Origin of the sequence: Rhodococcus sp. AH-ZY2, from assembly GCF_030916465.1 — a bacterium.
Classification (GTDB): domain Bacteria; phylum Actinomycetota; class Actinomycetes; order Mycobacteriales; family Mycobacteriaceae; genus Rhodococcus; species Rhodococcus ruber.
The window spans coordinates 4,636,396-4,660,797 of the sequence record NZ_CP126458.1 but is presented as its reverse complement, the minus strand read 5'-3'; the positions used below and the strand labels follow the sequence as shown (position 1 = coordinate 4,660,797).

Genomic DNA, 24,402 nt, shown 5'->3' with positions numbered 1-24,402 from the left:
GAGCCACCCCTCGGATCGCCGATCATCGATCTCCGACGAAGAGTAGTCGCATCCCCGTCCGGTGGAGACGGACACGGTCGCGCGGTCTCCTCCGGGCCGACACCCAGTCCTCCGCGACGCGGATCTTGTCCCCCTGTCTCTGCCACCCCGCCCGTCCCAGGCGTCCGAATCACCCGTTGGGGAACATGAAGCACACATACGGTCCGGTACACCCCGGTCGTGCCACCGACGGGACGTGCACGCTCGGCACCGCACACCGAACGGCCGGTGTCACGCAGGCCGGGTCGCGTCGCGGCGCCGGGCATCGAGCGGAACCACCGTGCCTCGGCAGGTGATCGGCTCATCCGCAGGCCGGGCCAGGGCGACGCGCAGCCGAGACAGTGCGCGGTGCTGTCCGAGCCGGACCGCGCCGGGCGTGATGTGCAGGACGGCGGCGGTTTCCGCCGTCGACATGCCGTGGACGACCCGCAGATGCAGGATGTCGCGTTGCCTGTCGGTCAGGACGTCCAGCAGCGCATCGATGCGACGCCGCTCGTAGTGGCGCCGTGCGTGGGTTTCGGGAGCCTCCGGTCCCCACGGTACGTCGGGAACGTCTCCGACCGGTGCTGCGTTCCGTGGATCCGACCGCACGGCATCAGGATTCCCGGGGTCGAGCGCAGCGGTGCGCTGCTCGATCCAGGGCCGCATCGTGTCCGCACTCGATCGTAGGGAGTCGGACGGAAGCCCGTCGTTCACAGGAGCTGTCATCGAGTCGTGCCTTTCCTTGCTGTGACATGACGCATCGCGTCCGTCCACGCACCCACACAACCGGACGTTCGCCCGGCGCCCATGGGAGTGCGCCGTGGATCTGCTGGGAACTGCGTCTGCGGCGAACCCGGCAGGCGTCGGAGACACCGGTCACCGGGGTGTCGATGTCACTGCGGTACCGGAGATCCGCCGCCGAGCCCGCAGGGGACCGTTTCGTCCTGTGTCAGCACGTCGAACACTCGGCTCTTCGCATTGTCGCGGGTGGTGACGACGACCTGGTCCCACGGGCTCCCGGCCGTGGCGTCGTCCTCGTCGGTGAGGTGCGATCGCAGAACGGTCCATCGATGCCAGTGCCGCGCGAACGACGACTCGTTCACAACGCGCCCGCGAGCGTGCTGCCCGGCTTGCGCGACATCGCGGGGTACGTCGAGGAAGACGAGCACCGGCGTCCAGCCTCGCCGCCGCGCCAGGCGAGCCGTCCAGTCGCGTCGGCGGCTGCGTGTGGCGGTGTCGTGAACGGCCACAGGCCCTTCGCTCCTGTGCGGTCCGGCCAGGAGAGTGCGCATCACGTCGAGGGTGTGCATGAGATGGACGAGTGGCCGATACCGGCGATACGGCAGGGCCGGCGGAAGCGCGGCGGCGAGGCCTTCGGCACGGCGTTCCGGATCGAGAACGGTCAGACCCGGGATGTCGTGCTCGATCCGGCGAAGCAGGGTGCTCTTACCCGCTCCGGGAATGCCACCGACCATCAGGAAGACGGCACCGGTGTCGCGCCCGGACGGATGTGCCAGGCGGGAGACCGTCGGAGCTGAAGCGGCTATGACGATTCCTTTCCCCGCGAACAGGTTCGCGATCGATTCTGCCGTCTCCAGAATGCCGGCACGGACTGGGTCACCGCTGAGACCTTCCTGAGGTCCGGCTGTGAAACCGGGCCGCACCGCGCGGCCCGCCTCTCATGCCTCGGCCGGTCCCCACTCACGCAGCTCAACTGTCACGCAGCTCCGCGAGCGCAGCGGTGCGCTGCTCGATCCAGGACCGCATCGAGTCCGCACTCGATCGGAGCGAATCGGCCGGGAGCCCGTCGCTCACCGGAACGGTCGCGACGAGGGTGTCGAGCATCTCGAGGGCGCGTCCGCTGCCGTACATCTGGTCGTACAGTTCCCGGTAGGCGTCCTCGTAGACGCCGGTGAAGGCATCGGATCCGAGAAACCGTGTCTTCAGCGCATTGCCGGACTGCATCCGGCCATCTCCCGGGGGCGCGGCTGCGTCCGAGGGCATCGCGCGCGGCTGAGCCACCGCGCCGACGCCGGCGGGTGGGGTACCGCGGCCGTCCTGCCCGGCGCCGCCCCTCGCCCCGGGGCCCATCGAGACGGTGTCGTGCGGGCCGGTCGTGGCGTCACCTTGCATGGCAAGGTTCAGGTCCCACGACACGACGGAGAGCCTGCCCGTCCCGAGGTCGTACCAGAGGTAGTAGTTCTGGCCCGGCCCGCTCATGTCGTCGCCGTTGACGAGCAGATTCTGTGTGGCGACGTACCGCGCGAACGAGTCCACGTCCACCCACTCCGACAAGTGTGCGTCGAACTCCTCGTCGCCCACCGAATCCAGCCACTCCAGGAAGCGGACGATCGGCTGCAGGTTCCCCGTCCCGACCGCGTTGATCTGCTCGAACTGGTCGGCGTAGTCCGACTGGTCGTCGCCGACATACTCGAACCGCGACGACGCATCCGCCTTGTACAGATAGCCTTCGGAGTCGAACAGGGAGTTCGCATAGGTGTCGTCGGGATGTTCGAGCAGCAGGCGCGTGGTGGTGGCGCTGCCGTTGACCGAATAGACCGTGTACGCGTAACGCTGTGTCGGCTGCTCGGTCTCCGCGGTCAGCGACAAGGCCATCGCCTCGTTGAGCACGGGCGAACCGGGGCGCACCGAGATCTCGGTCATGCCCTGGTAGGCGCGGCCGTCGGCGTTCTCGTCGAAGCTGACGAGCAGCGGCAGCGACGTCGGATCGTCCGCGGTCGCCTGCGACATGCCGCCCGTGGCCGGCGGCTCGAATCCTTCGGGCAGCTCCAGCCCCGCCGGTGGTGCGACGCCCTGACCGCCGACGCGAGTATCGGTGCCGCGCAATCCCATCAGGGTGGAGTTGCCCTTCAATCGCACCGAGACGTCGGTGATCAGCGTGCCGTCGAGGGTGACGTCGGCGGTGACCCACTTCTTCTCGCCGGTGCTCTGGAAGGCGGTGATCATCTCGTCGTACTCCGCGTCGGTGAGCTCGACCGAGAGTTCGTGCGGGACAGAGGCGTCGAACAGGTCCACCGTGCCGGTGATGTTGTCGGTGATCTCCGAGGCGATGATCGTCGGGTCGCCGGTGAGGTACGGCCGGATGCGGGTCGCCCCGAACACGGTCGCCAGGATCGTCACGAACGCGACGAACACCGCCAGAAGTTTCCAGTGCTGTCGTAACGACACCGGGATCCGGTGCCGGAGCCGTCGTCGCGGTGGCGGCTGTCCGCCGGTCGGCGTCCCGCCCATCAGATGTCCGTCTGGTCGTAGCCGGTCAGGACCGTCACCCGCTGACCGGTGTTGACCGCGCTCAGGGCCGAGATCAGCTCGTTCGGCTTCGCGTCCTTCTTCAGCTGCGCGGTGTAGTACAACTCGGTCAGCGCCCCGGAGCGGACGGATTCGGTGGAGACCAGCTCGAACTCGGTGCAGTACCGGACGAGCACGTCTTCGACCATCGCGCTGTACTGCTGCTCCGGCGGTACCTGCACCTTGACAACCTGGCGCCGGACGTCGAGCTCGAACCAGTTGAACTTGCTCATGATCAGCAGCACCAGGCAGATCGCGATCGTCGCGGCGATCGCCAGCAGGTAGAAGCGGGTGCCGGTGGTCATGCCGACGGCCATCACCAGGAAGATGAAGCCCACATCGCGAGTCTCCTTGATGGCGTTGCGGAACCGAACCACCGACAGGGCGCCGACGAGTGCGAACGCGCGGGCGATGTTGGAGCCGACGACCAGCATGATCAGCGCGATCACCATGCCGACCAGTACCAGGGTCTGCACGTAGGACTGGCTGTAGGAGACGTTCTTGTGGGTGTGCCGGTAGACCCAGCCGATGATCGAGGCGAGCACGAACGACAGTGACAGCGACACGATGATGTCGAACGTGGTGAACGTCCCGCTGAGGTCTTGCAGGTCGAAATTCATGAGAGTCCTGGTTCGGTGTAGGGACGGGAACAGGGCGGCAGGTCAGGGCACCGTCGTCGTGGTTTCGAGGAGGCCGGTCGGCACACGGCCGTCGAAGCCTTGCGGCAGAACGAGTTCGGGAGCGCCGAACCGGGAACGGGGCGCGAGACCGAACGCCTCGACGGACTGGCAGTACTTCGAGACGCGGACGACCGACATGTCCATGCGGGCAGTGAGATCGGTCGCCCAGTACGGAACGCGTTCGTTGGCCTTGAGTTCGACGATCGCGAGTTTCGGCGGCACGACGAACCGGTTCTGCGCTCCCGACGCGAAGCCGAAATCGCGGTCGCGGCCGTGCACCTTGTGGTCGATCGTCACTCGGAGGCCGAGGTCGGCCTCGCGGCCGACGAACGCCTCCCGCAGATATCCCGTGGTCACGATCGGTCGCAGGTCGAGATTGCCGATCAACGTCGTCACCTCGTGGACGAATGGACGCTGCGGGGGATCACAGCCGACCTCCTGCCGTCCGTCGAGCCAGCGCTGCGCCGTCCCGTACGGCATCGCGATGCGCCGCTTCTGGGTGACCCGGTTGACGCGCTGCTTGATCTCGATGTGCACCGGCGTGTCGTGGGTGCATTCGGAAGGGTTGCCGTACAGACGCATCCGCAGTTTTCGCCGGAATCTCAGGCCCTCGATCTTCTCCCAGTAGAACCGCAGGTCCGGCGTGTCGTAGTAGAGCGAGGTGACTGGGTACCCGCCGTGGGGTGAATACGGATCGGTGTCCATCCGTGCCGCGAGTTCCCGGCGCAGGTCGGGAACCTTCAGTTCGTCGACGAAGTACTTGATCTCGTAGCGGTTGAAGGCATGCAGGCTACCGGCGGTCCGCCGGTAGCCCGTCGGTGCCGTGGGAACGGCGTCGGTCGGGGGCATGTCCTGCGGGGTGGACGTGCGGAATCGGTCGAACACTGTCATGGAACCCGGCCTCTCGTCGGCGAACTGCGCTGCGGGGAACGCGATGCGAACGGGACCAGTACAGCCGGTGACGCTCGAGGGATCTTGGGACGTTCCTGGCAGTCTGCTGGCAACGTGTCGGGATCGGGACTCGTACCCGCGACACGAATCGACATACGCACCGACGATCGCTGTCGCGTACGGCTGCGAAGTGCGCGGCTGTGCGGCTCCGAAGAAGGCTGTCCCGCGCGTCGTCAGGTTCCGGCGGGCTGGATCCCCAGGATGCGGTGCCACCAGCGTCGACGCGGCGGCTCGGCGGTGTACTCACGCAGCGCTGCGGCCGCCGCCGCGGCCCGCTCGGCGCGTGTCGACCGCAGCTCCGCCCGGTCCGCGGCCCACTGGCGGACGACCGCTTCCGGGTCGACTCGGTGGATGGGAACCAGGGGACCGCTCGGTGCGCGCAGGCAGTCCACGATTCGCCGGTTCAGCTCCCGGACGATCTGCCGCACCGCCGGCTCGGTGGGCACGTCGCGCACGGTGTCGCGCAGCCGCTCGACCTCCTTGCGCAGCTGCAGCGGGGGTGGCAGCAGGGCCTCGGTCGACAGTCCTTCCCGGCGCAGGTAGTCCTTGACCCACCACAGCTCGTCGTCGCTGCGGTGCGGAATCGGCTTGCCCGCTCCGCGCAGGTTGTCGAAGTCGCCCCGCTCCTGCGCGACGCGGATCTGGCGTTCGATCCACGACTCGAAGGTGATGTCCGGCCGCTTGCGCTCGGTCATGGAGGCGATTGTCCTCCGCGAGACGCCGGGTTTCACGCTCGGCGGGTCACCGGGACCGTTGCGGACACGCCGATCGGGTCGGGGATGAAGGGCGTCGAGAGCAGGCGCCAGCGGCCGCACGCGCAGCGCTGGTACCGCACCACCCCTTCGCTCGTCGGGTGGCGGGAGACCTCGGTCCAGTGGTGGCTGTGGGATGTCTGCATGCCACCCAGCGTGATGTAATGACATTGTGCATCTCAACCCTTACGGCGAGTACGCCGTGCGCCTCGCCGCGGATCTGGTGAACGACCCACCCGCGACCGTCGAGGCTCTGGTGCGCCGCTGCCTCGAAGCGGGCCTGGTGATCGACTTTCCCGTCGGTGCCGGCGACCTGCGCGACGTCGAGGCGATGCTCGTGCGATGGTGTGGCGTCGTCGACGCGACCGGTGACGCCGAGCGTGCCGCGCTCGTCAACGAGATGCTGGCCGCCGCTTCGGCGTATCCGCGGATGACGAATCACGCGGGGGACGGCTGGCACCTGCACTACCGGGACGATCAGCATTCGCTCGCCGGGGTGCTCGAGGCGCTGATCTCTGTCGGTACGGCCCTGCACCTGGTGGGCCGGGGCATGCACCGACTCGGCCGCTGCGCCCTCGACGAGTGCGACGACGTCTACGCGGACACCTCCCGTAACGGGCGGCAGCGGTACTGTTCGCCGCGGTGCGCGAACCGCGACGCCGTGCGCCGGCACCGCGCTGTGCGCGCCGGCTGAACCGCGCCGTGCGCGCCGTCTGAACCGCGCCGTGCGCGCCGTCTGAACCGCGCTGTGCGCGCCGGCTGAACCGCGCTGCGCGCCGGCTGAACCGCGCTCAGCGCGGCGCGGTGCCGACGACGACGGTCGCGAAGTCGTCGTCGCTGTGTGCCACCTGCGGGGTCAGCCCGTTCCGGTCGAAGCACGCGGCGATCCCGTCGGCCTGCTGCGTGCTCGACTCGACCAGCAGATGTCCGCCCGGCGCGAGCCATCGTCCGGCCGCCGCTGCCACCCGGCGCAGCACGTCGAGGCCGTCGGCACCGCCGTCGAGGGCGATGCGGGCTTCGTGCTCCCGGGCGTCGGCCGGCAGGAGCGCCAGGTCCGCGGTCGGGACGTACGGCACGTTGGCGAGCAGGAGGTGGACGCGCCCGCGCAGTCCCGCGGGCAGCGGGTCGTAGAGGTCGCCCTCGTACACGTGGCCGCCGAACGCGGCGAGGTTGCGGCCCGCGCACTCCACCGCCGCCGGATCGAGGTCCGTCGCATGCAGTTCCACGTCGGCGACGGCCGCCGCCACCGCGGCACCGAGCGCCCCGGATCCGCAGCACAGGTCGACGACGACGCCCGGCGCGGCAAGCGCGACGGCGCACTCGACGAGGAACTCGCTGCGCCGGCGGGGGACGAAGACCCCGGGGGTCACGTGGATGCGCAGGCCGCGGAACTCGGTCCAGCCGAGAACGTGCTCGAGCGGTTCGCCGGCGGCGCGCCGGCGCACCGAGTCGGCGAGGTCGCCGGGCGTCCGGGCGGCGTCGATCAGCAGCCGCGCCTCGTCCTCCGCGAACACGCACCCCGCCCGTCGCAGGGTGGCGGCGACGGCGGTGACGTCCGGTGGGGGCGGCATGCGGTGGTGCCCGGCGGCGGGTCTCAGTCGGCGAGATCCTTGTATTCGGGATGCTTGTCGATGAAGCCGTCGACGAACGGGCAGATCGCCACGACGCGCTTTCCGCGGGCGCGGACGTCGTCGAGCGCGAACCGCACCAGCGTGCTCGACAGGCCCCGGCCCGAGTAGGCGTTGTCGACCTCGGTGTGGTCGAACACGAGCTGGACGTCGCCGTCGGGGTGGTACTGGGTGTAGCCGACGACGGTGTCGCCGTCGCGCAGTTCGTAACGCTGGCGCTGCGGATTGTGGACGGCGACGACGGACGGGTCGCTCATGGCATTCCTCCGGCTGTTCAGGTGTTCTCGAGCAGGTGCGTGCGCATCGCGGTGTACGTGTCCCCGAAGCGGGTCACGTCCCGGGGACCGAGCAGGTCGAACACGTAGGAGCGTACGGCCTCGACGTGCCCGGGACTGGCCTGGGCCAGCTTCGCGGCCCCGGCGTCGGTGAGTTCGGCCAGCATGCCGCGCTTGTCCTCGTCGCATTCGACGCGCCGGACCCACCCGGCGTCGACGAGGCGGCTGATCGCGCGGGTGACGCCGCTGCGGGTGGTGACGACGGCGTCGGCGAGCGCCCGCATGCGCAGCCGCCGGCCGGGGGCCTCCGAGAGCGCGACCAGCAGCTCGTAGTCGGTGAGGGACATGCCGGAGTCCCGGGTGAGCTGCCGGTCCAGGGCATTCATCAGCAGGCGGGTGCTGTCGAGGTAGGCGCGCCAGGTGCGCTGCTCGTCGTCGCTGAGCCACCGGGTCTTCGTCATCAGTCGAGGATAACCGGATGGTTGCTCAGGAAATCAGTTCGGCGTCACTCCTGCGGGGGACGGACCGGGTGCCGGCTGACGATGGAGACCCGGTTGAACGTGTTCATCGCCACGGCCACCCACGCGATCGCGGAGAGCTGGTCCTCGGTGAGGCGGGCGCGGGCGAAGGCGTAGTCCCGGTCCTGGGTACGACTGTCGGGCAGCTCGGTGATCGATTCGGCGAGGGTGAGGGCGGCCTGCTCCTGCTCGTTGAACAGGTCGGTGTCCCGCCAGGCCCGCAACACCGCCAGCCGCTGAGTGGTCTCGCCCTCGCGCAGGGCGTCCCGGACGTGCACGTCCAGGCAGTAGGCGCAGCCGTTGATCTGGGAGACGCGGATGTTCACCAGCTCCACGAGCCGACGCCCGAGTCCGGCGTCGGCCGTGGCCTGGCGTATCGCTTGGGCGACCGCGATCTGCGCCCGGTACACCGGGCGGGTCTGCTTGTCGATCGCGACGCGCTTGTCGCTCACTCCGGCGGTGAGACGTGCACGGAGATGTAGAGGGGTTCGCCGAGCTGCTCGAGCAGGCCCAGCTGGGTCTCCAGGTAGTCGATGTGCTCTTCCTCGTTCGCGAGGATCTCCTCGAAGATGCGGGCCGAGGTGATGTCGTGGACCGAACGCATGTACTCGGCGCCCTTGCGGAGCCGGTCGCGGGCCTCGATCTCGACCTGCAGGTCGGCCTCGAACATCTCCTTGACCGTCTCGCCGAGCCGCAGCGTGCCCAGGCGCTGGTAGTTGGGCAGGCCCTCGAGGAACAGGATCCGGTCGGTGAGGGTTTCGGCGTGCCGCATCTCCTCGAAGGATTCGGCGCGGGTGTGCGCGGCGAGCTTCGTCCAACCGTTGTTGTCCTGCATCTTCGAGTGCAGGAAGTACTGGTTGATCGCCGTGAGCTCGGCGGTGAGCTGCTCGTTGAGGTACTCGATGACCTTCTTGTCGCCCTTCATGGCGCCTCCCGGGGACCGAACGCGGATCGACCGCCGGGTATTGGGTCTAGACGGCGGTCTCGAGTTCGATCCTCTCATCCCGGTCGCGGGATGCGCGAACGATCGCCGAGATATTCCGGACGCAGCGTCCGCAGTCGGTGCCCGCGCGGCAGGCCGCCCCGATCTCGCGTGTGCAGCGCGCGCCGGCAGCGATGTGGGCCTCGATGTGCCGGTGCGAGAGAGCGTGGCAGCTGCAGACGATCATCGAGGCCCTCCTGGACATACTACTTAGGTTCACCAAACCTTACCTCACTGAGGTGTGGCTTACCTGTGAGCGTAGTCACAGTCCAGCGGTGGGCGCCCCGGGCAAGTGCCCAGTCCCGACCCAGGGCGCCCGGGCTCAGTGCTGCTGGGACTGCAGCTGCGACGCCACCACCTGGTTGATCCGCTGCAGACCACCAGGGGTCAGACCGGGCAGCTGCCCTTCGATGGTCCGGACGACCGCGCTGTCGTCGATCACCTTCTCGCTGGACTGGATGAGCACGGTCCCGGCGCCCGTGAAGTCGAACTGCCGTTCCTCCCCGGACTGCACGCCGAACATGCGCGCCCCCGCAGCCACGAAGCCGTTCACCCACGCCTCGTCGTAGTGGTGGCTCGGCGACGGGCAGTCCGCCCAGCCGACGAGCGCCTCGGGGTCGACCCGCAGGGGCGGCTCGGCGAACATCACCGGCCCGTTCGACGAGGCGAGGAACTTGCCGGTGCCGATCAGGGTGAGGAAGCCGGGCACGATCGACTGGTTCAGCGACAACCCCGGCTCGAAGGCGAGCAGGTTCGCGGCCCGGATGGTCAGATTGCCGTCGTCGAGGTCGTAGGAGTTGATGTCGTAACCCCGGTCGCCGATGATCAGCTTCCCGTACCCCTCGGCGACGACGTAGTCGCCCATGTACAGCGGCGCCGAGAACTGATGCGCGACCATCTGCAGGAGTTGGCCCTGCAGACCGTGCGTGAGCGAGGTGAACTGCACCTGCCCGTAGTAGGCGATCATCGCGCCCTTGGACAGGAACCACGGGCTCTGCAGGTCGATGCAGAAGGCGTAGTGATTGCCGGGCAGGTTGTCGCTGCCGACGAGATGAGAGGGATTGAGGACGACGCTCACAGTTTCTCCTCGGACGCTTGCACGTAGACGATGCCCTGACCGGTGCATTCGAGCTGAAGGCCCTCGCCGCCGCTGCGGCCGGCGTTGCGCCAGCTCATGGCGGACTTCAGTTCCGTCCGCACCGGTCCGGACGCGGCGATGAACGACTGCGGGTCGACGACGACCGGGGCCGGACCGCCCACCTGCAGTTCGAGGAAGCCGCCGTGCCCGAGCAGCACCGCGGTGCCGCGCCCCGACAGCTGGGTGGTGAACATGCCGGTGCCGGTCACCATGCCCGTCGCGGCGTTGCGCAGCGCGCCGAGGAAACCGCCGCCCCCGCCGCCGCCACCGCCCGCCGGCGGCGCCGACATCGACACCACCGAACTCTGCAGGCTCGCGGTGTAGCCGAGCAGCCGCGACGCCTCCACCCGCAGGTCACCGCCGGCGGACAGGTCCACCACGTGCACCTCGAGGCCGCGGAAGCCGTAGTGGACGACGCCGTTGCCCTGCGCGAGCATCGTGCGTTCGTGCTCGCCCTGCATCATCCGTCCCGCCATTCCGGCGATCCCGCCCATGCCCGGCATCCCGCCGGCGCCGGGCACCTGATGCGGAGCGAACTGCACCATGCCCGTATAGAACAGCATCGCCCCGCGGCGGGCGACGACCGGACCGGACTGGTTCAGATCGACCTTGACGACCTTGCCGTTGATCTTCGAGAACATGCTCTCCCTCACCGCTCCGCCGGCTGGATGGACACGACGCCCATGCCGTCCCACCGCAGCGAGAACGCCTCGCCGCTGCCCTGCCCGACGAACGTGCGCCACGAGACGTCGGTGACGAACGACTGGCTCAGCTGTCCCTTCGCGCACACGAACGCGTCCGGGTCGACGACGAGCGGATACTGCGGGGAGACCTCGAGGTGGATCAGTGGACCGCCGGCCGAGAGCAGCGCCACTTGCCCGCTGCCGGTGACCGTCGTGGTGAACAGGCCCTGGCCGCTCATGTTGCCGCGCACCCCGGCGAACGTGACGTTCGTGCCGAGGTTGCCGTTCAGGGCGAGCAGTTGCTCCGATTCGACCTGCAGTGTCTCGTTGTTCAACTCGAGCACCGTGACGTCCTGCCCCTGGTGGGCGAGATAGACCACGCCGTTGCCGCTGCACTCCATCAGCGACAGACCCTCCCCGGTGGCCCGCTGGCGCAGTCCGGCCAGCACGCCCTCGCCCCCGCCGAACCCGGCCGACTTGAACTGCACCTGGCCCTCGTACGCCACCATCGACCCCGACAGTGCCCGGACACTGGTGTTGTTCAGGTGCGCCTCTATGACCCGTTTCGATTTCTCGACCAGTCGCATGCGGGAAGACGATAGACGCTCGGCCGCCGGTTCGCCCTTCCGGCTCGGCGCCCGGTGGCGCGGACACCCCACAATGAGTGCGTGCCCGATGCTCCCGACCGGTCCCTGCTCGGCCGTGCCTTCGCAGTGCTGGGCGCGTTCACCGCCGAACGGCCGCGCCTGACCCAGTCGGAACTGAGCCGCCGGACCGGACTGCCCCTGCCGACGGTGTTCCGGTTGTGCGGTCAGCTCGTCGACGCCGGAGCGCTCGAGCGGCGGGCGGACGGCAGCTACCAGATCGGGGTGCGGGTATGGGAACTCGGCGCCCTCGCGCCGCGGGCCCACGGTCTGCGCCAGGTGGCGATGCCCTATCTCGAGGATCTGTTCGACGCGACGCGGGAGAACGTGCAACTCGTCGTCCGCGAGGGACTCGAGGCTCTGTACGTGGAGCGGCTCTCGGCGCGCGGCGCCGTGCCCGTCGTCGGCCGGGCCGGCGGCCGGCTACCCCTGCACGCGTCGAGCGGCGGGTTGGTGTTGCTCGCCCACGGCGGGACGGAGCTGCTGCAGGAGGTGCTCGACGCCGGACTCGAACGTTTCACCCCCGCCACGATCGTCGACGAGTCCCGGCTCCGGCGGGTGCTCGACGACATCCGGCGGACCGGCGTCGTGATCGCCCGGGAGTACCTGAACGTCGGCACGATGGCGATGGCGGCGCCCATCCGGGAGCGCTCGGGCCGGGTCGTCGCCGCGGTGTCGGTGGTGGTGTCGATCGAGGCGGATCCCGCGCCGCTGATCCCGGCGATGCGGGCCGCCGCGAGCGGCATCTCCCGCAGGCTGACCTGAAGCCGTCTTTCGGTGAGTGAAAGCAGGGGGTGACGACGTGGTCCTTCCTGCCGGACAGTGAGGGGCATCACCGATCGTCCCCGTTTCCGAGGAGTCTTCCCATGAGCGAGTCCCGCACCCAGGTCGCGATCGTCGGCGCCGGCCCCGCCGGCCTGATGCTGTCGCACCTGCTGCATCTGCGCGGCATCGAGTCCGTCGTGCTCGAGGTGCGCTCGCGGGAGGACATCGAGGCCACCATTCGTGCGGGCGTGCTCGAGCAGAACACCGTCGACCTGATGGTCGAAACCGGGGTCGGCGACCGGCTGAAGGCCGAGGGGTACGAGCACCACGGCGTGGAGTTCCGTTTCGGCGGCCGAGGACACCGCATCGCGTTCGACGAACTCGTCGGCCGTGCGGTCACCGTCTACCCGCAGCACGAGGTCAACAAGGACCTCATCGCGCGCCGCCTCGCCGACGGTGGCGACATCCGCTTCGGGGTCTCCGACGTGCAGGTCCACGATCACCTCACCGATCGGCCCTACCTCACCTACACCGACCCGCAGGGCAACCCGCAGCGTCTCGATGCCCGGCTCGTCGCCGGATGCGACGGCTCGCGCACCAGCACCCGCGGTCTCATCCCCGAGCCGCAGATCCGCACCGACCACTTCCGTCAGTACCCGTTCGCGTGGCTCGGCATCCTCGCCGAGGCGCCGCGCTCGTCCGAGGAGCTGATCTACGCGCGGCACGAGCGTGGCTTCGCGCTCGTCTCGACCCGGACCGCCGACGTGCAGCGGCACTACCTGCAGGTCGATCCGGACGACGACATCGCGAACTGGTCCGACGACCGCATCTGGGGCGAACTGCACGCCCGGGTCGACGGGGAGGGTGCCGAGATCAAGGACGGCCGGATCTTCGAGAAGTCGATCCTGCAGTTCCGCAGCTTCGTGTGCGAACCCATGCAGCACGGCAACCTGTTCCTCGCCGGCGACGCCGCGCACACCGTCCCGCCCACCGGCGCCAAGGGCCTCAACCTCGCAGTCGCCGACGTCTTCGTGCTCGCCCGGTCGATGGACGAGTACCTCGCCCGCGGCGACCGCGCCCGGCTCGACGGCTACACCGAAGAGGTCCTGCCGCGCGTGTGGCGGGCCCAGCACTTCTCGTGGTGGATGTCGTCGATGCTGCACACCCACCCGGGCAACAGCCCGTTCGACAACAAGCGGCAGGACGCCGAGCTCGACGCGGTCACCCGCTCCGTCGCGGGACGCACCCTGATCGCCGAGCAGTACACCGGCTGGCCGCTGGTCTGAGACGCGGGAGTTCGCTGCGCGGTCCGCTCGGCGTCGGCCGACCGGTCGCGCCGAGCGGGCCGTGACCGCGGCATCGGCCGAGTAGCCCCGACGACAAGCTCCCGCTGGACGCGGCATCCGTCAGTACGACGCGCGGCCGCCACTCGCGTCGTACACGGCGCCGGTCGAGAAGCTCAGCGCGTCCGAGGACAGCCAGGCGACGAGTTCGGCGATCTCGTCGGGCCGGCCCATCCGGGCCATCGGCGTCAGGCTCTGCGACCGGGCCAGGATCGCCGGATCCGTTCCGGCGTTCATCGGGCTCTCCACCGCCGCGGGCGCAACCACGTTGGCGAGCACCCCGGTGGTCGCGATCTCCTTGCCGAGCGACTTCGTCAGCGCGATCACCGCGGCCTTGGACGCGGAGTAGGCGCTCTGGTTCGGGTTGCCGTCCTTGGCGGCGATGCTCGCCAGGTTCACCACCCGGCCCCAGCCGGCGTCGATCATGGCGGGCACGAAGGCGCGGCACATGAGGAACGTGCCGTCGACGTTGATGCGGAACGTCCGCTGCCAGTCCGTCAGGGCGGTGTCGACGAGCGGGGCCGACGGACCCACCACCCCGGCGCTGTTGACGAGGATGTCGACCCGCCCCAGGCGTGCGCGCAGCCGGTCGACGGCCTGGGGATCGGTGACGTCGACGTGCTCGTCGGCACCGTCCGCGACGTCGGCGGTGACGACCCGGATGCCTTCGGCGGACAGCCGCCTCGCGCAGGCCGCACCGATTCCGCTCGCCCCGCCGGTGACGAGCGCGGTCGCGCCCGAGGGATAGGTCACCATGCGCTCGCTCCTCGCGGGTGTGCCGGTAGTAGTCTGAATCCATGTGCGAAATCGAAACAATCGACGACGCACCATGTATGGATCTGGATATACGGCTGTAGGCGCAGCCGTCAAGTCCCCGGAGGGATCGAGATGGAGATCCGCTGGCTTCAGGCCTTCGTCGCCGTCGCTGAGGAACTGCACTTCGGGCGGGCGGCCGCCCGCTTGCAGATGGCGCAGTCGCCGCTGAGTCAGACGGTGCGCAAGCTCGAGAAGGACCTCGGTGTGCCGTTGTTCGAACGCAATACGCGCAGCGTCGCTCTCGCGGCCGGGGGGCATGCCTTCCTGCCCCACGCCTACCACATTCTCGAAAGCGTCGAGACGGCACGACAGGCCACGCGCGCGTCCGCCGGCGGTGTGTACGGCCGCATCAAGATCGGGTTCACCGGTGTGCTGAACCATATTTCGCTCCCCCCGTTGACGCGGGCGCTGCGGCAGCGGTACCCGGACATCGAACTCGATCTCGTCGGCCGCATCATGACCCGTGAGGCCGTCACCCAACTGGAAAGCGGCGCATTGGATCTCGCGTTCGTCGGGCTGCCGGTCCAGTCCACGGCGGTGGCCACCCGGCTGATCCGCCGCGAGTCGTTCGGCGCCGTGCTGCCCTCCGACCACCCGCTCGCCGGGGAGGCGGAGATCGACCTGCACGACCTCGCGGACGACGGCTTCATCACCACGCCGCTGTCGGCGGGGTCGGCCCTGCAGGAGAGCGCCATGCGGGCCTGCCTCGACGCCGGATTCCGCCCGCGCGTGGTCCAGGAGATCACCGACCCGTACATGATCCTGGTGCTCGTCTCGGCCGGCGTGGGAGTGGCGCTGATGACGTCGAGCATCGCGACGATCACGCCGCCGGGCACGGTCTTCGTCCCTCTCGCCGACGAATCCGTCTACATGCACCACGGGATCGGCTGGTCACCGCGCCGCGTGTCCCCGGCGCTCGAAGTCGCCTTGCGGGTCGCCGAGGAGATCCTTCCCACTCCGGATTGAGACGACAATCGTCTTTATCTGAGACTTTTTCAGTGTTGGACGCTGCATAGTGCGGCGTGTCAGGCTCGTTCCGTTCCGGCGACTGTGAGGGCCATCACCGAAGGCCGACTCGGCGTCCGTCGGATCCTGGGACGAAAGGAACGCCATGGCGAACACACACGCTGCCGGCCCCGACGGACGACCGAACGAGAACGCCCGCCGGGCGGCCATCTCCGGTTTCCTGGGCAGCACCCTGGAGTACTACGACTTCTTCATCTACGGCTCCGCCGCAGCGCTCGTCTTCGGGAAGATCTTCTTCCCCGGCGACGGAGCGACGTCGACGCTGCTGTCGATCGGCACCCTCGGCGTCGCCTACATCGCCCGCCCGCTCGGCGCGGTGCTGTGGGGGCACTGGGGCGACAAGTTCGGCCGGCGCAACGCCCTGCTGGCCTGCCTGCTGCTGATGGGCATCGCCACGTTCGTGATCGGCTGCCTGCCCACCTACGAACAGATCGGCATCGCCGCACCGGTGATCCTGGTGCTGCTGCGCCTGCTGCAAGGCCTGTCGGCCGGCGGTGAATCCCCGGGCTCGTCGTCCCTGACACTCGAGCACGCCCCGGCGAACCGGCGCTCGTTCTTCACGTCGTTCACCATGAGCGGCATCATGTTCGGCATCGTCATCTCGAGCCTCGTGTTCATCCCGGTGGCGTCGCTTCCCGACGAGGCGCTCTACTCGTGGGGCTGGCGGGTGCCGTTCTGGCTCAGCATCGTCGTCACGGTGGTCGCGGTATGGCTGCGCCGCAAGCTCGACGAACCCGAGGTGTTCGAGGAACTCCAGGAGAACGGCGACACCGCCGCACTCCCCGTCGTCGAGATGTTCCGGTCGCACTGGCGCACCGTCGTGCGGATCAGCCTCAGCGCCACGTTCGCCATGATCAACACGATCGTCAACGTCTTCGCGCTCGCCTACGCCGTGCAGGTCGAAGGCTTCGAGCGCTCCACGATGCTGTGGGCGATCGCCACCGCCAACTTCGTGGCGGTGCTCAGCCAGCCCGTCGCCGGGCTGCTCGCCGACCGGGTCGGCCGCAAGCCGGTGTTCGTGTTCGGTGCCCTCGGCTCCGGCGCGATGGTGTTCGTCTTCTTCCACGCCATCGGAACCGGAAGCGCGCCATTGGTGTTCGCCTCGGGAATCGTCCTGATCGGTTTCTTCTACGCCATGCCGAACGGTGTCTACCCGGCCTACTTCCCGGAGCAGTTCCCGGCGCGGGTGCGCTACACCGGCATGGCCGTGAGCCTCATGCTGGGTCTGCTCGTCGCCGGATTCACCCCCGCCGTCGCGCAGCTGCTCTCGGCGGGCGACACCAGCAACTGGACCCCGGTCGCCTGGATGTGCCTGGGCTTCGCGGTGCTGTCGTCGATCGCCGCCCTCACCGGGCCGGAGACCTACCGCACCCGCACCGAGGACCTGGGCGAGTCTCGCCCGGCGTCAGTGGCGCGACCGGCGCAGGAACTCGTCCGCAGCGACGTCTGACCGGCCACCGAGCCCCGGCGCCCGAGGCGCCGGGGCCACGGCCCGTCCCATCCCGTAGGAGTAACCGTGACCCCGTCCACCGCCCGCCACCGCATCCGGCTCGTGGGGGCAGGCATCGCCTCGTCCCTGTCGCCGGCCCTCCACGAGCGCGAGGCCGCCGCACTCGGCCTGACCGACTACCGCTACGAACTGCTCGACCTCGAGGCGGAGAACGTACCCGCCGAACGCACCGGGGACCTGGTGCGCTCCGCCGTCGCCGACGGCTGCACCGGGCTGAACATCACCCACCCGTGCAAGCAGGTCGTCCTGCCGGTCCTCGACGATCTGTCCGACAACGCCCGTCTGCTCGGCGCGGTCAACACCGTCGTCGTCCGGAACGGGCGCCTGATCGGCCACAACACGGACCACAGCGGATTCCTCACGGCGCTGCGGCGCGGGTTGCCGGCCGCCGCGCTGGATGCGGTCGTGCTGGTCGGTGCGGGCGGCGCCGGCTCGGCCGTGGCGTACGCGCTCGCCGCCGCGGGTGTCGCGGACCTGCGGATCGCCGACGTCGACACCGTTCGCGCCGCGGACGTCTGCGCACGACTGTCGGCCGCCTTCCCCTCGACACGGGCCACGGCTCTGCCGGTGGAGGCGATCCCGGCCGCCCTGCGCACGTGCACCGGGGTGGTCAACGCCTCGCCGATCGGCATGGTCGGCCACTCGGGAACGCCGTTCGACGTCGCTGCCCTGCACCCCCGGCTGTGGGTCGCGGACATCGTCTACCGGCCGATCCGAACCGAACTGATCTCCGCCGCCGCGGTTCTCGGCTGTGACGTGCTCGACGGCGGACAGATGCTCGTCGCCCAGGCCGCCGACACGTTCGCGTTGCTGACCGGCATCGACCCCGACGCGGACCGCATGCGACGTCACCTCGACGAGCTGCTGTCGAACCAGGTCCTCGCCACGCACCAGGAGGCACGATGACCACCACCCCCGCGTTCGCGCGGCCCCTGGACATGGGTCCCGTCCGGTTGCGCAACCGCTTCGTGTCGGCGCCGATGGAACGCAACTACTGCGAACCCGACGGCTCGATGACCGACGCCTACATCGCCTATCTCGAACGACGTGCCGCCGGCGGTGCCGCGCTCGTCTTCACCGAGGCGAGCTATGTGCGGGCCGACGGCAAGGGCCGCATCCGGCAGATGGGGGTCGACGTCGACGACCGCATCCCCGGCATCGCCCGGCTCGCCGAGGCGGTGCACGCGCACGGCGCGCTGCTCGGGGTCGAACTCAACCACGGTGGCCGCACCGCGCAGGGAGCGGTCAGCGGGTTCGTCCCGGTGGCCCCCACCCCGATCCCGTGCGCGGTGGTCGGCGGCGAGATGCCCGAGCAACTCGACGGCGACGACATCGAGCACATCGTCGAGTGTTTCGGTGAGGCCGCCGCGCGCTGCGCGGAGGCCGGCGTCGACGTGATCTCCCTGCACGGCGGCCACGGCTATCTCATCCACCAATTCCTCTCGCCCGCATACAACCACCGCGACGACGAGTGGGCCGACCCGGCACTGTTCCTCAACCGGGTCATCGATGCGGTCCGCACCATGGCACCGGGTATCGCTCTGGGACTGCGCTTCTCGGCGTTCGAGGCGGTCGACGGCGGGCTCGATGCGCAGACGACCCGCGAGCGTATCGACGCGGTCGACACGCACCGGCTGGACTTCCTCGACGTCTCGGCGGGCAACTACGAGTCGGGGCAGTGGATCATCCAGCCGGGGGAATGGCAGCGCGGTCTGCTCGCCCCCTACGCCGAACCGTATGCCCGCGACTTCGCCATCCCGGTGGGCGTCGCCGGCCGGATCAACACCCCCGAGACGGCGGAACACATCATCGCCTCCGGCCGCGCCGATTTCGTGAGCCTGGCCCGGACGCTGCACGCCGACCCGGACTTCCCGAACCGGGCGCTGGACGGAGGCCGCTACCGGCCCTGCATCGCCTGCAACTTCTGCATCGACAACCTTGCCGCAGGGCCGATTCCGTGTTCGGTCAACCCCTGGGTCGGCCGCGAGCTCGAGCAGCCGACGAAACCGGCCGGGACCCCGGTGCGGGTCGCCGTCGTGGGCGGCGGCCCGGCCGGTACGGCGGCAGCGCGCGAGCTCGCCCTGGCGGGCCACAGCGTCGACCTCTACGACGAGCGCGACACCCTGGGCGGCGACTTCGCGTTGGCCTCCCGGCTGCACGAGTACCCGGAGTACCACCGGATCGTCGACTGGTACCGCGACGAACTGGCCGACCTCGACGTCACCTGCCACACCGGCACTCGGGTCGACGCCGCGACCCTGGCGCCGCTCGGCTTCGACGCGGTGGTGCTCGCCACCGGCGGACGCGGACCCGCGATCGACATCCCCGGTGCCCACACCCGGTCGATCCGCGACGTGCGGGAGTTTCTCGCCTCCGGAGACCCTGCGCCCGAGGCGATCACGATCTTCGGTGCCGACCGGGAGGCCGCGGCCGTGGCCGACGATCTGCTCCGGCGCGGGACGACGGTCGTGCTGATCGGCCCCCAGGAGACGATCGCGCACGACGTCGGCCGCCGGGCGAAGATCGTCCTGCTGCCCCGGCTCGCGGCGAGCGAACGCCTCACCACACACCTGTCGTCGATCGTCACCCGGATCGAACCCGAGCACGTGGTCGTCTCGACGAACGGGCGCGAACGCACCGTCGCCGCACCCGGTGAGCTGCTCGTCTCGCACGGCATCGAGCCGCGCACCGACCTGCTGGCCGATCTGCGCCGGCTCGAGCCCCGCCTCGGCGTGCACTGCGTCGGCGACGCGAGCGGCGACGGCGGATCGATCCAGGCCGCGCTCGTCACCGCCGCCGACGTCGCCGTCCGGATCACCGAGGCCGCCGATTCGCGCGTGGGAGCCGGCGCATGAGCGCGGAGACCACCGCACCCGCGCCCGATTCCGTCCGCACCGCACTGCCGCGCCTGGGCCTGGGCACCTGGCCGCTCGTCGGGCCCGACGCCACCCGCGCCGTGCTCACCGGCATCGAGGCCGGCTACCGGCTGATCGACACGGCCGCGATCTACGGAAACGAGGACGCCGTCGGTGCCGCCCTCGCCACCTGCGGCGTGCCCCGCGAGGACCTGTTCGTCACCACGAAACTCCGCGGCAGCGACCATGTGTCCGGGGACGTCCGCGGCGCCGTGGAACGCAGCCTCGAGCGCCTGGGCCTCGAGCGGCTCGACCTGTTCCTGATCCACTGGCCGCTGCCGCGGTTCGACCGGTATGCCGCGGCGTTCGAGGCCATGCTCGAGTGCCGCGACGCCGGGCTCGTGCGCTACGTGGGGGTGTCCAACTTCCTCGGTCACCACCTGCACAAGGTGGTGGCCGAGACCGGGGAGGCGCCCGCCGTCAACCAGATCCAGATGGACCCGTCGCTGGCCCGGCTGCCCGTCCGCCGCGCGAACGACGAACTCGGCGTGTTCACGCAGTCGTGGAGCCCGCTCGGCCGCGGCGAGGTGCTCGCGGCCCCCGCCGTCGCCTCGATCGCGGACCGCATCGGCTGCACCCGTGCGCAGGTCGTGCTGGCCTGGCACCTCGCGCAGGGCGTCGTGCCGGTCGCGCGGTCGGCGAATCCGGCGCGCCAGGCCGAGAATCTGGCCGCCGTCGACGTGGCACTCACGGCAGCGGACGTCGCCGCGCTGAACCGGTTGGACCGTGGCGAAGCCGCAGCCCGGGACGTCGAACGAGAGGAACACTTCTGATGGCCCTCCGCGCAGGCATCGTCGGATGCGGAAAGATCGCGGGCAACCACGCGCACGCGCTGCAGCAGGTGCCCGGCGTCGAGGTCGTCGCGTGCTGCGATCCCGACCTGGAGCGCGCCCGCGCCTTCGCTGCCCGGCACGGTATCGCTCACGCCGTCGGATCGGTGGACGAGCTGTTCGGGCTCGGCCTCGACGCCTGCACCGTGTGCACCCCGCACCCCGTGCACGAACAGATCGTCGTCGCCGCGGCCGAGGCCGGGATCCACGTGCTGTGCGAGAAGCCGATCGCGGTGGACGTGGCCGCGGCCGACCGGATGATCGCGGCCGCCGACCGCGCGGGCATCACCTTCGGGGTGTTGTTCCAGCGCCGATTCTGGCCCGCGGCCCGCCGCATCAAGGCGGCGATCGAGGACGGCCGTCTCGGCGTGCCCGTTCTCGGGGAGGTGTCGGTGCTCCTGCACCGCCCGTCCCGCTACTACTCGGCCGACGCGTGGCGCGGGCGGTGGGACACCGACGGCGGCGGCGTCCTGATGACGCAGGCCGTCCATCAGATCGACATGCTGCAGTGGTTCATGGGCGAGCCGGTCCGCGTCGGCGGGTTCGTCGGCACCCGTTTCCACGGCGAGCACATCGAAACCGAGGACACTGCCTCGGCCGTCGTCTCGTTCGCCTCCGGCGGCACCGCGACGATCACCGCCACCACCGGCGCCGGCCACAACCTCGGCAACCGCGTCACGGTGATCGGCGCAACCGGGGCGATCGCGAGCGTCCTCGAGTTCCCGGAGGGGCGGGAGGGCGTCAACGAGCTGTGGACCGTGCCGGGCGAGGTGGAGCTGAGGTCTCCGTATTCGCCGGCTGTCGACGCCAACCTCGACGTCCGCGACATCAACGCCGGGCTCACCGACTTCCACACCCTGCAGGTCCAGGACTTCGCCGAGGCGGTGCTGACCGGGCGCCGGCCCGCGGTGACCGGCCGCGACGCCCGCGCCTCACTGGCCGTCGTCGCCGCGATCTACGAATCCTCCCGCACCGGCAGAGTCGTCGAACTCGCGCCCGCACCCACCCCCGTCCCGTCCGGCAAGGAGCCCCGATGAACCCCGCCACAGTGTCCGAATCCCTCACCTACGACGTCGTCGTCGTCGGGTCCGGTGCCGGCGGGCTGTCCGCGGCCGTGGCTGCCGCCCACGGGGGCGCCTCCGTGCTCGTCGTCGAGAAGGCGGACGTGTGCGGCGGCGCCACCGCCTGGTCGGGTGGATGGATGTGGACACCGCGGAACCTGTTCGCCCACGCCGACGGTGTGCACGAGGACCGCGCGCAGCCGCGCCGCTACCTCGAACACCGGCTCGGGGACGAGTTCGATGCCGCCAAGGTGGATGCCTTCCTCGACGGCGCCCCCGAGATGGTCGAATTCTTCGAACGTCACACGGCGCTGCAGTTCGTCCCCGGTGCCGCCATCGCCGACATCCACGGTGACACGCCCGGCGCGGGCACGGGACACCGATCCGTCGCGCCGAAGCCGGTGAGCCTGCGCCGCCTCGGATCCGACGTCGCTGCGCTGCTGCGACGGCAGCTGTACGAGACCTCGTTCCTCGGCATGGGCATCATGGCCGGCCCGGACCTGCAGGCCTTCCTGCACTCGACGCGCTCCGGCCGCGCGTTCGTGCACTGTGCACGACGGGTCTCGACCCACATGCTCGACCTCGCCACCGAGCGCCGCGGCCAGCAACTGGTCAACGGCACCGCACTCGTGGGCCGGCTGCTGCGCTCCGCCCTCGACGCCGGCGTCGACATCCGGGTCGCCACCGCCGCCACCGCACTCGTCACCGACCCGTCCGGGCGCGTCACCGGAGTCCGGATCGACGGCCCCGGCGGTGCGCGTACCGTGTCCGCCCGCCGCGGTGTCGTCCTCGCCACCGGCGGGTTCACCCACGACATCGACCGGCGACGAGAGCTGTTCCCGCGGACTCCGAGCGGACGCGAACACTGGACGCTCACCCCGCCGACGACGACCGGCGACGGCATCTCACTGGGCGAATCCGTCGGCGGCCGCCTCGACCGCTCCCTCGCGTCACCGGTGGCGTACTGTCCCGTCTCCCTGGTCCGCTACCGCAACGGCAGGCAGGGGGTGTTCCCGCACATCCTGGACCGCGGAAAGCCCGGCGTCATCGGGGTGCTCGCCGACGGGCGCCGCTTCGTCAACGAGGCGCTCGGCTACCACGACTACACCCTGGCCATGATCGAACAGGTGCCGGACGGCGAGGAGGTGTGCTCCTGGCTGATCGCCGACCAGCAGTACCTGCGGTACTTCCCGCTCGGCATGGCCAAGCCCTTCCCGATCCCCACCTGGCCCTACCTGCGATCCGGATACCTCTCGAAGGGGCGCACGATCCGCGACCTCGCGGAGAAGATCGGCGTCGACCCGGACGGGCTCGAGAAGACCGTCACCGCGTTCAACGAGAGCGCCCGAGTCGGGGAGGATCCCGAATTCGGCCGTGGCACCACACCGTTCAACGTCAAGTCCGGCGACGCGGACAACCCCTGGCCGAACCCGTCCCTCGCCCCGCTCGAACGCGGTCCCTTCTACGCCGTCAAGGTCGTCCCGGGCAGTTTCGGCACGTTCGCCGGCCTGGTCACCGACTCGTCGTCGCGGGTGCTGAACGGCGACGACCGGCCGATCGACGGGCTGTTCGCGGTCGGTGTCGACCAGTCCAGCGTGATGGGCGGCCACTATCCCTCCGGCGGAATCAACCTGGGCCCGGCAATGACCTTCGGGTACCTGACCGGACGCCGACTCGCCTCGACCACAGGAGCCACCCGATGAGCACCCCACTCGGCCTCGCCGCCCTCACCGTCCTCGACACACCGCCGCTGCAGCACGTCGACCTCGCCGAGCGGCACGGCTTCGACACGATCGGACTGCGTCTGCTGCCCGCAGCGCCCGGCACCACCGCCTATCCACTGCACGAGGACGACGCCGCGCTGTCCGCACTCGTCCGGCGGCTGAACGATTCTCCGGTCGAGGTGTTCGATCTCGAGATCATCCGAATCGGACCGGATTTCGACGCGACGGCGTACGTGCCGCTGCTCGAGGCCGGGGCCCGGCTCGGGGCGAAGGCGGTGCTCGTCGGCGGCGACGACCGCGACCGTAGCCGTCTCACCGACTCGTACGCGCGGCTGGCGGAACTGTGCGCCTCCTACGGCATCGTCGCGAGCCTCGAATTCATGCCGTGGACCGCGGTTCCCGACGCGAAGACCGCGGTGGAGATCGTCGGGCAGGCCGACGGCCCGGCCCGCAGCGTCCTCGTCGACGCGCTGCACGTCGCGCGTTCGGCCACGTCGCCCGAGGACCTGGCCGCGATTCCGCGCGAGTGGCTGCACTATGCCCAGATGTGCGACGGCTCGGTTCCCGCCCCGCGTGACCACGCGGAGCTGATCCGGCACGCCCGCGAGGAACGCCTGGTGCCGGGGTCGGGCGGCATCGACCTGCCGGCGATCTGGTCCGCCCTCCCGGCGGGGCTGCCGGTGAGCATCGAGTTGCCGAACGAGCCGTTGCGCCGAGCGGTCGGCACGGACGTCTGGCTCGAGCAACTGATCACGGCGGCCAGGGCCGTACTGGGTCGGGTCCCGGCCGCCGCGACCATCGAGTAGCTGCGCCGCACAGTTGAATTCGCTC

Annotated in this window: 28 protein-coding genes; 11 read left to right on the top strand and 17 right to left on the bottom strand. The window is 70.0% G+C overall.

What is annotated here, in order from left to right:
- Positions 1-270 precede the first annotated feature (270 nt).
- From QNA09_RS22450 to QNA09_RS22420, 7 genes are all read right to left on the bottom strand, one after another.
- On the bottom strand, positions 271-747 hold the full coding sequence (locus QNA09_RS22450) for a sigma-70 family RNA polymerase sigma factor (protein WP_308072115.1): 477 nt from the start codon (positions 745-747) through the stop codon (positions 271-273).
- A 167-nt stretch (positions 748-914) separates the two neighbouring features.
- On the bottom strand, positions 915-1,496 hold the full coding sequence (locus QNA09_RS22445; protein WP_308072114.1) for an AAA family ATPase: 582 nt from the start codon (positions 1,494-1,496) through the stop codon (positions 915-917).
- 235 nt (positions 1,497-1,731) lie between these two features.
- Entirely contained in the window at positions 1,732-3,273 is a 1,542-nt protein-coding gene (locus QNA09_RS22440; protein WP_308072113.1) for a CotH kinase family protein, read from the bottom strand.
- A complete protein-coding gene (locus QNA09_RS22435) occupies positions 3,273-3,950 on the bottom strand; it encodes a DUF4956 domain-containing protein (RefSeq protein WP_010594140.1) in 678 nt (225 codons plus the stop codon). The genes QNA09_RS22440 and QNA09_RS22435 overlap by 1 nt, the downstream gene beginning before the upstream one ends.
- A gap of 42 nt (positions 3,951-3,992) precedes the next feature.
- Positions 3,993-4,901 carry a polyphosphate polymerase domain-containing protein gene (locus tag QNA09_RS22430; RefSeq protein WP_308072112.1) on the bottom strand — a complete coding sequence of 303 codons (909 nt, stop codon included), beginning with the start codon at positions 4,899-4,901 and terminating at the stop codon, positions 3,993-3,995.
- Between the two features lie 233 nt (positions 4,902-5,134).
- A complete protein-coding gene (locus QNA09_RS22425) occupies positions 5,135-5,656 on the bottom strand; it encodes a DUF1992 domain-containing protein (RefSeq protein ID WP_308072111.1) in 522 nt (173 codons plus the stop codon).
- Between the two features lie 32 nt (positions 5,657-5,688).
- A complete protein-coding gene (locus QNA09_RS22420; protein ID WP_308072110.1) occupies positions 5,689-5,859 on the bottom strand; it encodes a hypothetical protein in 171 nt (56 codons plus the stop codon).
- 26 nt (positions 5,860-5,885) lie between these two features.
- Here QNA09_RS22420 and QNA09_RS22415 point away from each other — a divergent pair, with 26 nt between their 5' ends.
- Positions 5,886-6,407 (top strand): CGNR zinc finger domain-containing protein, encoded by a 522-nt coding sequence (locus QNA09_RS22415; protein WP_308072109.1) that lies wholly within the window; start codon positions 5,886-5,888, stop codon positions 6,405-6,407.
- A gap of 97 nt (positions 6,408-6,504) precedes the next feature.
- Here QNA09_RS22415 and QNA09_RS22410 read toward each other — a convergent pair whose 3' ends face one another.
- The 9 genes from QNA09_RS22410 to QNA09_RS22370 form a co-directional block, all read right to left on the bottom strand.
- The gene (locus QNA09_RS22410) at positions 6,505-7,284 is read right to left on the bottom strand and encodes a putative protein N(5)-glutamine methyltransferase (RefSeq protein WP_017680135.1); all 780 of its coding nucleotides are present in this window, start codon (positions 7,282-7,284) and stop codon (positions 6,505-6,507) included.
- 23 nt (positions 7,285-7,307) lie between these two features.
- Positions 7,308-7,598 carry a GNAT family N-acetyltransferase gene (locus tag QNA09_RS22405; protein ID WP_017680134.1) on the bottom strand — a complete coding sequence of 97 codons (291 nt, stop codon included), beginning with the start codon at positions 7,596-7,598 and terminating at the stop codon, positions 7,308-7,310.
- 17 nt (positions 7,599-7,615) lie between these two features.
- Positions 7,616-8,077 carry a MarR family winged helix-turn-helix transcriptional regulator gene (locus tag QNA09_RS22400; protein ID WP_017680133.1) on the bottom strand — a complete coding sequence of 154 codons (462 nt, stop codon included), beginning with the start codon at positions 8,075-8,077 and terminating at the stop codon, positions 7,616-7,618.
- Between the two features lie 44 nt (positions 8,078-8,121).
- Entirely contained in the window at positions 8,122-8,586 is a 465-nt protein-coding gene (locus tag QNA09_RS22395; RefSeq protein ID WP_017680132.1) for a carboxymuconolactone decarboxylase family protein, read from the bottom strand.
- Entirely contained in the window at positions 8,583-9,059 is a 477-nt protein-coding gene (gene bfr / locus QNA09_RS22390; RefSeq protein ID WP_003938723.1) for a bacterioferritin, read from the bottom strand. The genes QNA09_RS22395 and bfr overlap by 4 nt, the downstream gene beginning before the upstream one ends.
- Before the next feature lie 46 nt (positions 9,060-9,105).
- Complete coding sequence (locus QNA09_RS22385; protein ID WP_003938724.1) at positions 9,106-9,303, bottom strand: bacterioferritin-associated ferredoxin; 198 nt, start codon at positions 9,301-9,303, stop codon at positions 9,106-9,108.
- A gap of 135 nt (positions 9,304-9,438) precedes the next feature.
- Positions 9,439-10,242 carry an AIM24 family protein gene (locus tag QNA09_RS22380; protein WP_269071537.1) on the bottom strand — a complete coding sequence of 268 codons (804 nt, stop codon included), beginning with the start codon at positions 10,240-10,242 and terminating at the stop codon, positions 9,439-9,441.
- Positions 10,191-10,895, bottom strand: a complete 705-nt coding sequence (locus QNA09_RS22375) for an AIM24 family protein (protein ID WP_040269958.1) — start codon at positions 10,893-10,895, stop codon at positions 10,191-10,193. The genes QNA09_RS22380 and QNA09_RS22375 overlap by 52 nt, the downstream gene beginning before the upstream one ends.
- A gap of 8 nt (positions 10,896-10,903) precedes the next feature.
- Positions 10,904-11,524, bottom strand: coding sequence for an AIM24 family protein (locus tag QNA09_RS22370; protein ID WP_003938727.1), 621 nt, complete (start codon positions 11,522-11,524; stop codon positions 10,904-10,906).
- Between the two features lie 81 nt (positions 11,525-11,605).
- On the opposite strand from QNA09_RS22370, the gene QNA09_RS22365 reads away from it, so the two are divergent.
- Both QNA09_RS22365 and QNA09_RS22360 read left to right on the top strand, forming a co-directional pair.
- Complete coding sequence (locus tag QNA09_RS22365) at positions 11,606-12,346, top strand: IclR family transcriptional regulator (protein ID WP_010594129.1); 741 nt, start codon at positions 11,606-11,608, stop codon at positions 12,344-12,346.
- A 101-nt stretch (positions 12,347-12,447) separates the two neighbouring features.
- On the top strand, positions 12,448-13,632 hold the full coding sequence (locus tag QNA09_RS22360; RefSeq protein WP_308072108.1) for a 4-hydroxybenzoate 3-monooxygenase: 1,185 nt from the start codon (positions 12,448-12,450) through the stop codon (positions 13,630-13,632).
- Between the two features lie 120 nt (positions 13,633-13,752).
- Here the strand turns inward: QNA09_RS22360 and QNA09_RS22355 are convergent, their stop codons facing one another.
- Positions 13,753-14,445: an SDR family NAD(P)-dependent oxidoreductase gene (locus QNA09_RS22355; RefSeq protein WP_017680128.1), complete on the bottom strand. Its 693-nt coding sequence runs from the start codon at positions 14,443-14,445 to the stop codon at positions 13,753-13,755.
- A gap of 132 nt (positions 14,446-14,577) precedes the next feature.
- On the opposite strand from QNA09_RS22355, the gene QNA09_RS22350 reads away from it, so the two are divergent.
- The 8 genes from QNA09_RS22350 (at position 14,578) to QNA09_RS22315 (ending at position 24,377) form a co-directional block, all read left to right on the top strand.
- Entirely contained in the window at positions 14,578-15,471 is an 894-nt protein-coding gene (locus tag QNA09_RS22350) for a LysR family transcriptional regulator (RefSeq protein ID WP_017680127.1), read from the top strand.
- A 145-nt stretch (positions 15,472-15,616) separates the two neighbouring features.
- Positions 15,617-16,981, top strand: a complete 1,365-nt coding sequence (locus QNA09_RS22345; protein WP_119700169.1) for an MFS transporter — start codon at positions 15,617-15,619, stop codon at positions 16,979-16,981.
- 66 nt (positions 16,982-17,047) lie between these two features.
- Complete coding sequence (locus QNA09_RS22340) at positions 17,048-17,947, top strand: shikimate dehydrogenase (protein WP_308072107.1); 900 nt, start codon at positions 17,048-17,050, stop codon at positions 17,945-17,947.
- The gene (locus tag QNA09_RS22335) at positions 17,944-19,896 is read left to right on the top strand and encodes an FAD-dependent oxidoreductase (RefSeq protein WP_017680124.1); all 1,953 of its coding nucleotides are present in this window, start codon (positions 17,944-17,946) and stop codon (positions 19,894-19,896) included. Before QNA09_RS22340 ends, QNA09_RS22335 begins: the two co-directional genes overlap by 4 nt.
- A complete protein-coding gene (locus QNA09_RS22330) occupies positions 19,893-20,729 on the top strand; it encodes an aldo/keto reductase (protein ID WP_119700167.1) in 837 nt (278 codons plus the stop codon). Before QNA09_RS22335 ends, QNA09_RS22330 begins: the two co-directional genes overlap by 4 nt.
- Complete coding sequence (locus QNA09_RS22325) at positions 20,729-21,823, top strand: Gfo/Idh/MocA family oxidoreductase (RefSeq protein ID WP_308072106.1); 1,095 nt, start codon at positions 20,729-20,731, stop codon at positions 21,821-21,823. The genes QNA09_RS22330 and QNA09_RS22325 overlap by 1 nt, the downstream gene beginning before the upstream one ends.
- Positions 21,820-23,550 carry an FAD-dependent oxidoreductase gene (locus QNA09_RS22320; protein ID WP_017680123.1) on the top strand — a complete coding sequence of 577 codons (1,731 nt, stop codon included), beginning with the start codon at positions 21,820-21,822 and terminating at the stop codon, positions 23,548-23,550. The genes QNA09_RS22325 and QNA09_RS22320 overlap by 4 nt, the downstream gene beginning before the upstream one ends.
- A complete protein-coding gene (locus QNA09_RS22315; RefSeq protein ID WP_010594119.1) occupies positions 23,547-24,377 on the top strand; it encodes a sugar phosphate isomerase/epimerase in 831 nt (276 codons plus the stop codon). Before QNA09_RS22320 ends, QNA09_RS22315 begins: the two co-directional genes overlap by 4 nt.
- The last annotated feature ends 25 nt before the right edge of the window (positions 24,378-24,402 follow it).

Bases quoted from the DNA above. Each gene is read 5' to 3' on its own strand.
- QNA09_RS22450 (WP_308072115.1), bottom strand. From the start codon at position 747: ATGACAGCTCCTGTGAACGACGGGCTTCCGTCCGACTCCCTACGATCG.
- QNA09_RS22445 (WP_308072114.1), bottom strand. From the start codon at position 1,496: ATGGTCGGTGGCATTCCCGGAGCGGGTAAGAGCACCCTGCTTCGCCGG.
- QNA09_RS22440 (WP_308072113.1), bottom strand. From the start codon at position 3,273: ATGGGCGGGACGCCGACCGGCGGACAGCCGCCACCGCGACGACGGCTC.
- QNA09_RS22435 (WP_010594140.1), bottom strand. From the start codon at position 3,950: ATGAATTTCGACCTGCAAGACCTCAGCGGGACGTTCACCACGTTCGAC.
- QNA09_RS22430 (WP_308072112.1), bottom strand. From the start codon at position 4,901: ATGACAGTGTTCGACCGATTCCGCACGTCCACCCCGCAGGACATGCCC.
- QNA09_RS22425 (WP_308072111.1), bottom strand. From the start codon at position 5,656: ATGACCGAGCGCAAGCGGCCGGACATCACCTTCGAGTCGTGGATCGAA.
- QNA09_RS22420 (WP_308072110.1), bottom strand. From the start codon at position 5,859: ATGCAGACATCCCACAGCCACCACTGGACCGAGGTCTCCCGCCACCCG.
- QNA09_RS22410 (WP_017680135.1), bottom strand. From the start codon at position 7,284: ATGCCGCCCCCACCGGACGTCACCGCCGTCGCCGCCACCCTGCGACGG.
- QNA09_RS22405 (WP_017680134.1), bottom strand. From the start codon at position 7,598: ATGAGCGACCCGTCCGTCGTCGCCGTCCACAATCCGCAGCGCCAGCGT.
- QNA09_RS22400 (WP_017680133.1), bottom strand. From the start codon at position 8,077: ATGACGAAGACCCGGTGGCTCAGCGACGACGAGCAGCGCACCTGGCGC.
- bfr (WP_003938723.1), bottom strand. From the start codon at position 9,059: ATGAAGGGCGACAAGAAGGTCATCGAGTACCTCAACGAGCAGCTCACC.
- QNA09_RS22385 (WP_003938724.1), bottom strand. From the start codon at position 9,303: ATGATCGTCTGCAGCTGCCACGCTCTCTCGCACCGGCACATCGAGGCC.
- QNA09_RS22380 (WP_269071537.1), bottom strand. From the start codon at position 10,242: ATGCACCGGTCAGGGCATCGTCTACGTGCAAGCGTCCGAGGAGAAACT.
- QNA09_RS22375 (WP_040269958.1), bottom strand. From the start codon at position 10,895: ATGTTCTCGAAGATCAACGGCAAGGTCGTCAAGGTCGATCTGAACCAG.
- QNA09_RS22370 (WP_003938727.1), bottom strand. From the start codon at position 11,524: ATGCGACTGGTCGAGAAATCGAAACGGGTCATAGAGGCGCACCTGAAC.
- QNA09_RS22360 (WP_308072108.1), top strand. From the start codon at position 12,448: ATGAGCGAGTCCCGCACCCAGGTCGCGATCGTCGGCGCCGGCCCCGCC.
- QNA09_RS22355 (WP_017680128.1), bottom strand. From the start codon at position 14,445: ATGGTGACCTATCCCTCGGGCGCGACCGCGCTCGTCACCGGCGGGGCG.
- QNA09_RS22350 (WP_017680127.1), top strand. From the start codon at position 14,578: ATGGAGATCCGCTGGCTTCAGGCCTTCGTCGCCGTCGCTGAGGAACTG.
- QNA09_RS22345 (WP_119700169.1), top strand. From the start codon at position 15,617: ATGGCGAACACACACGCTGCCGGCCCCGACGGACGACCGAACGAGAAC.
- QNA09_RS22335 (WP_017680124.1), top strand. From the start codon at position 17,944: ATGACCACCACCCCCGCGTTCGCGCGGCCCCTGGACATGGGTCCCGTC.
- QNA09_RS22330 (WP_119700167.1), top strand. From the start codon at position 19,893: ATGAGCGCGGAGACCACCGCACCCGCGCCCGATTCCGTCCGCACCGCA.
- QNA09_RS22325 (WP_308072106.1), top strand. From the start codon at position 20,729: ATGGCCCTCCGCGCAGGCATCGTCGGATGCGGAAAGATCGCGGGCAAC.
- QNA09_RS22320 (WP_017680123.1), top strand. From the start codon at position 21,820: ATGAACCCCGCCACAGTGTCCGAATCCCTCACCTACGACGTCGTCGTC.
- QNA09_RS22315 (WP_010594119.1), top strand. From the start codon at position 23,547: ATGAGCACCCCACTCGGCCTCGCCGCCCTCACCGTCCTCGACACACCG.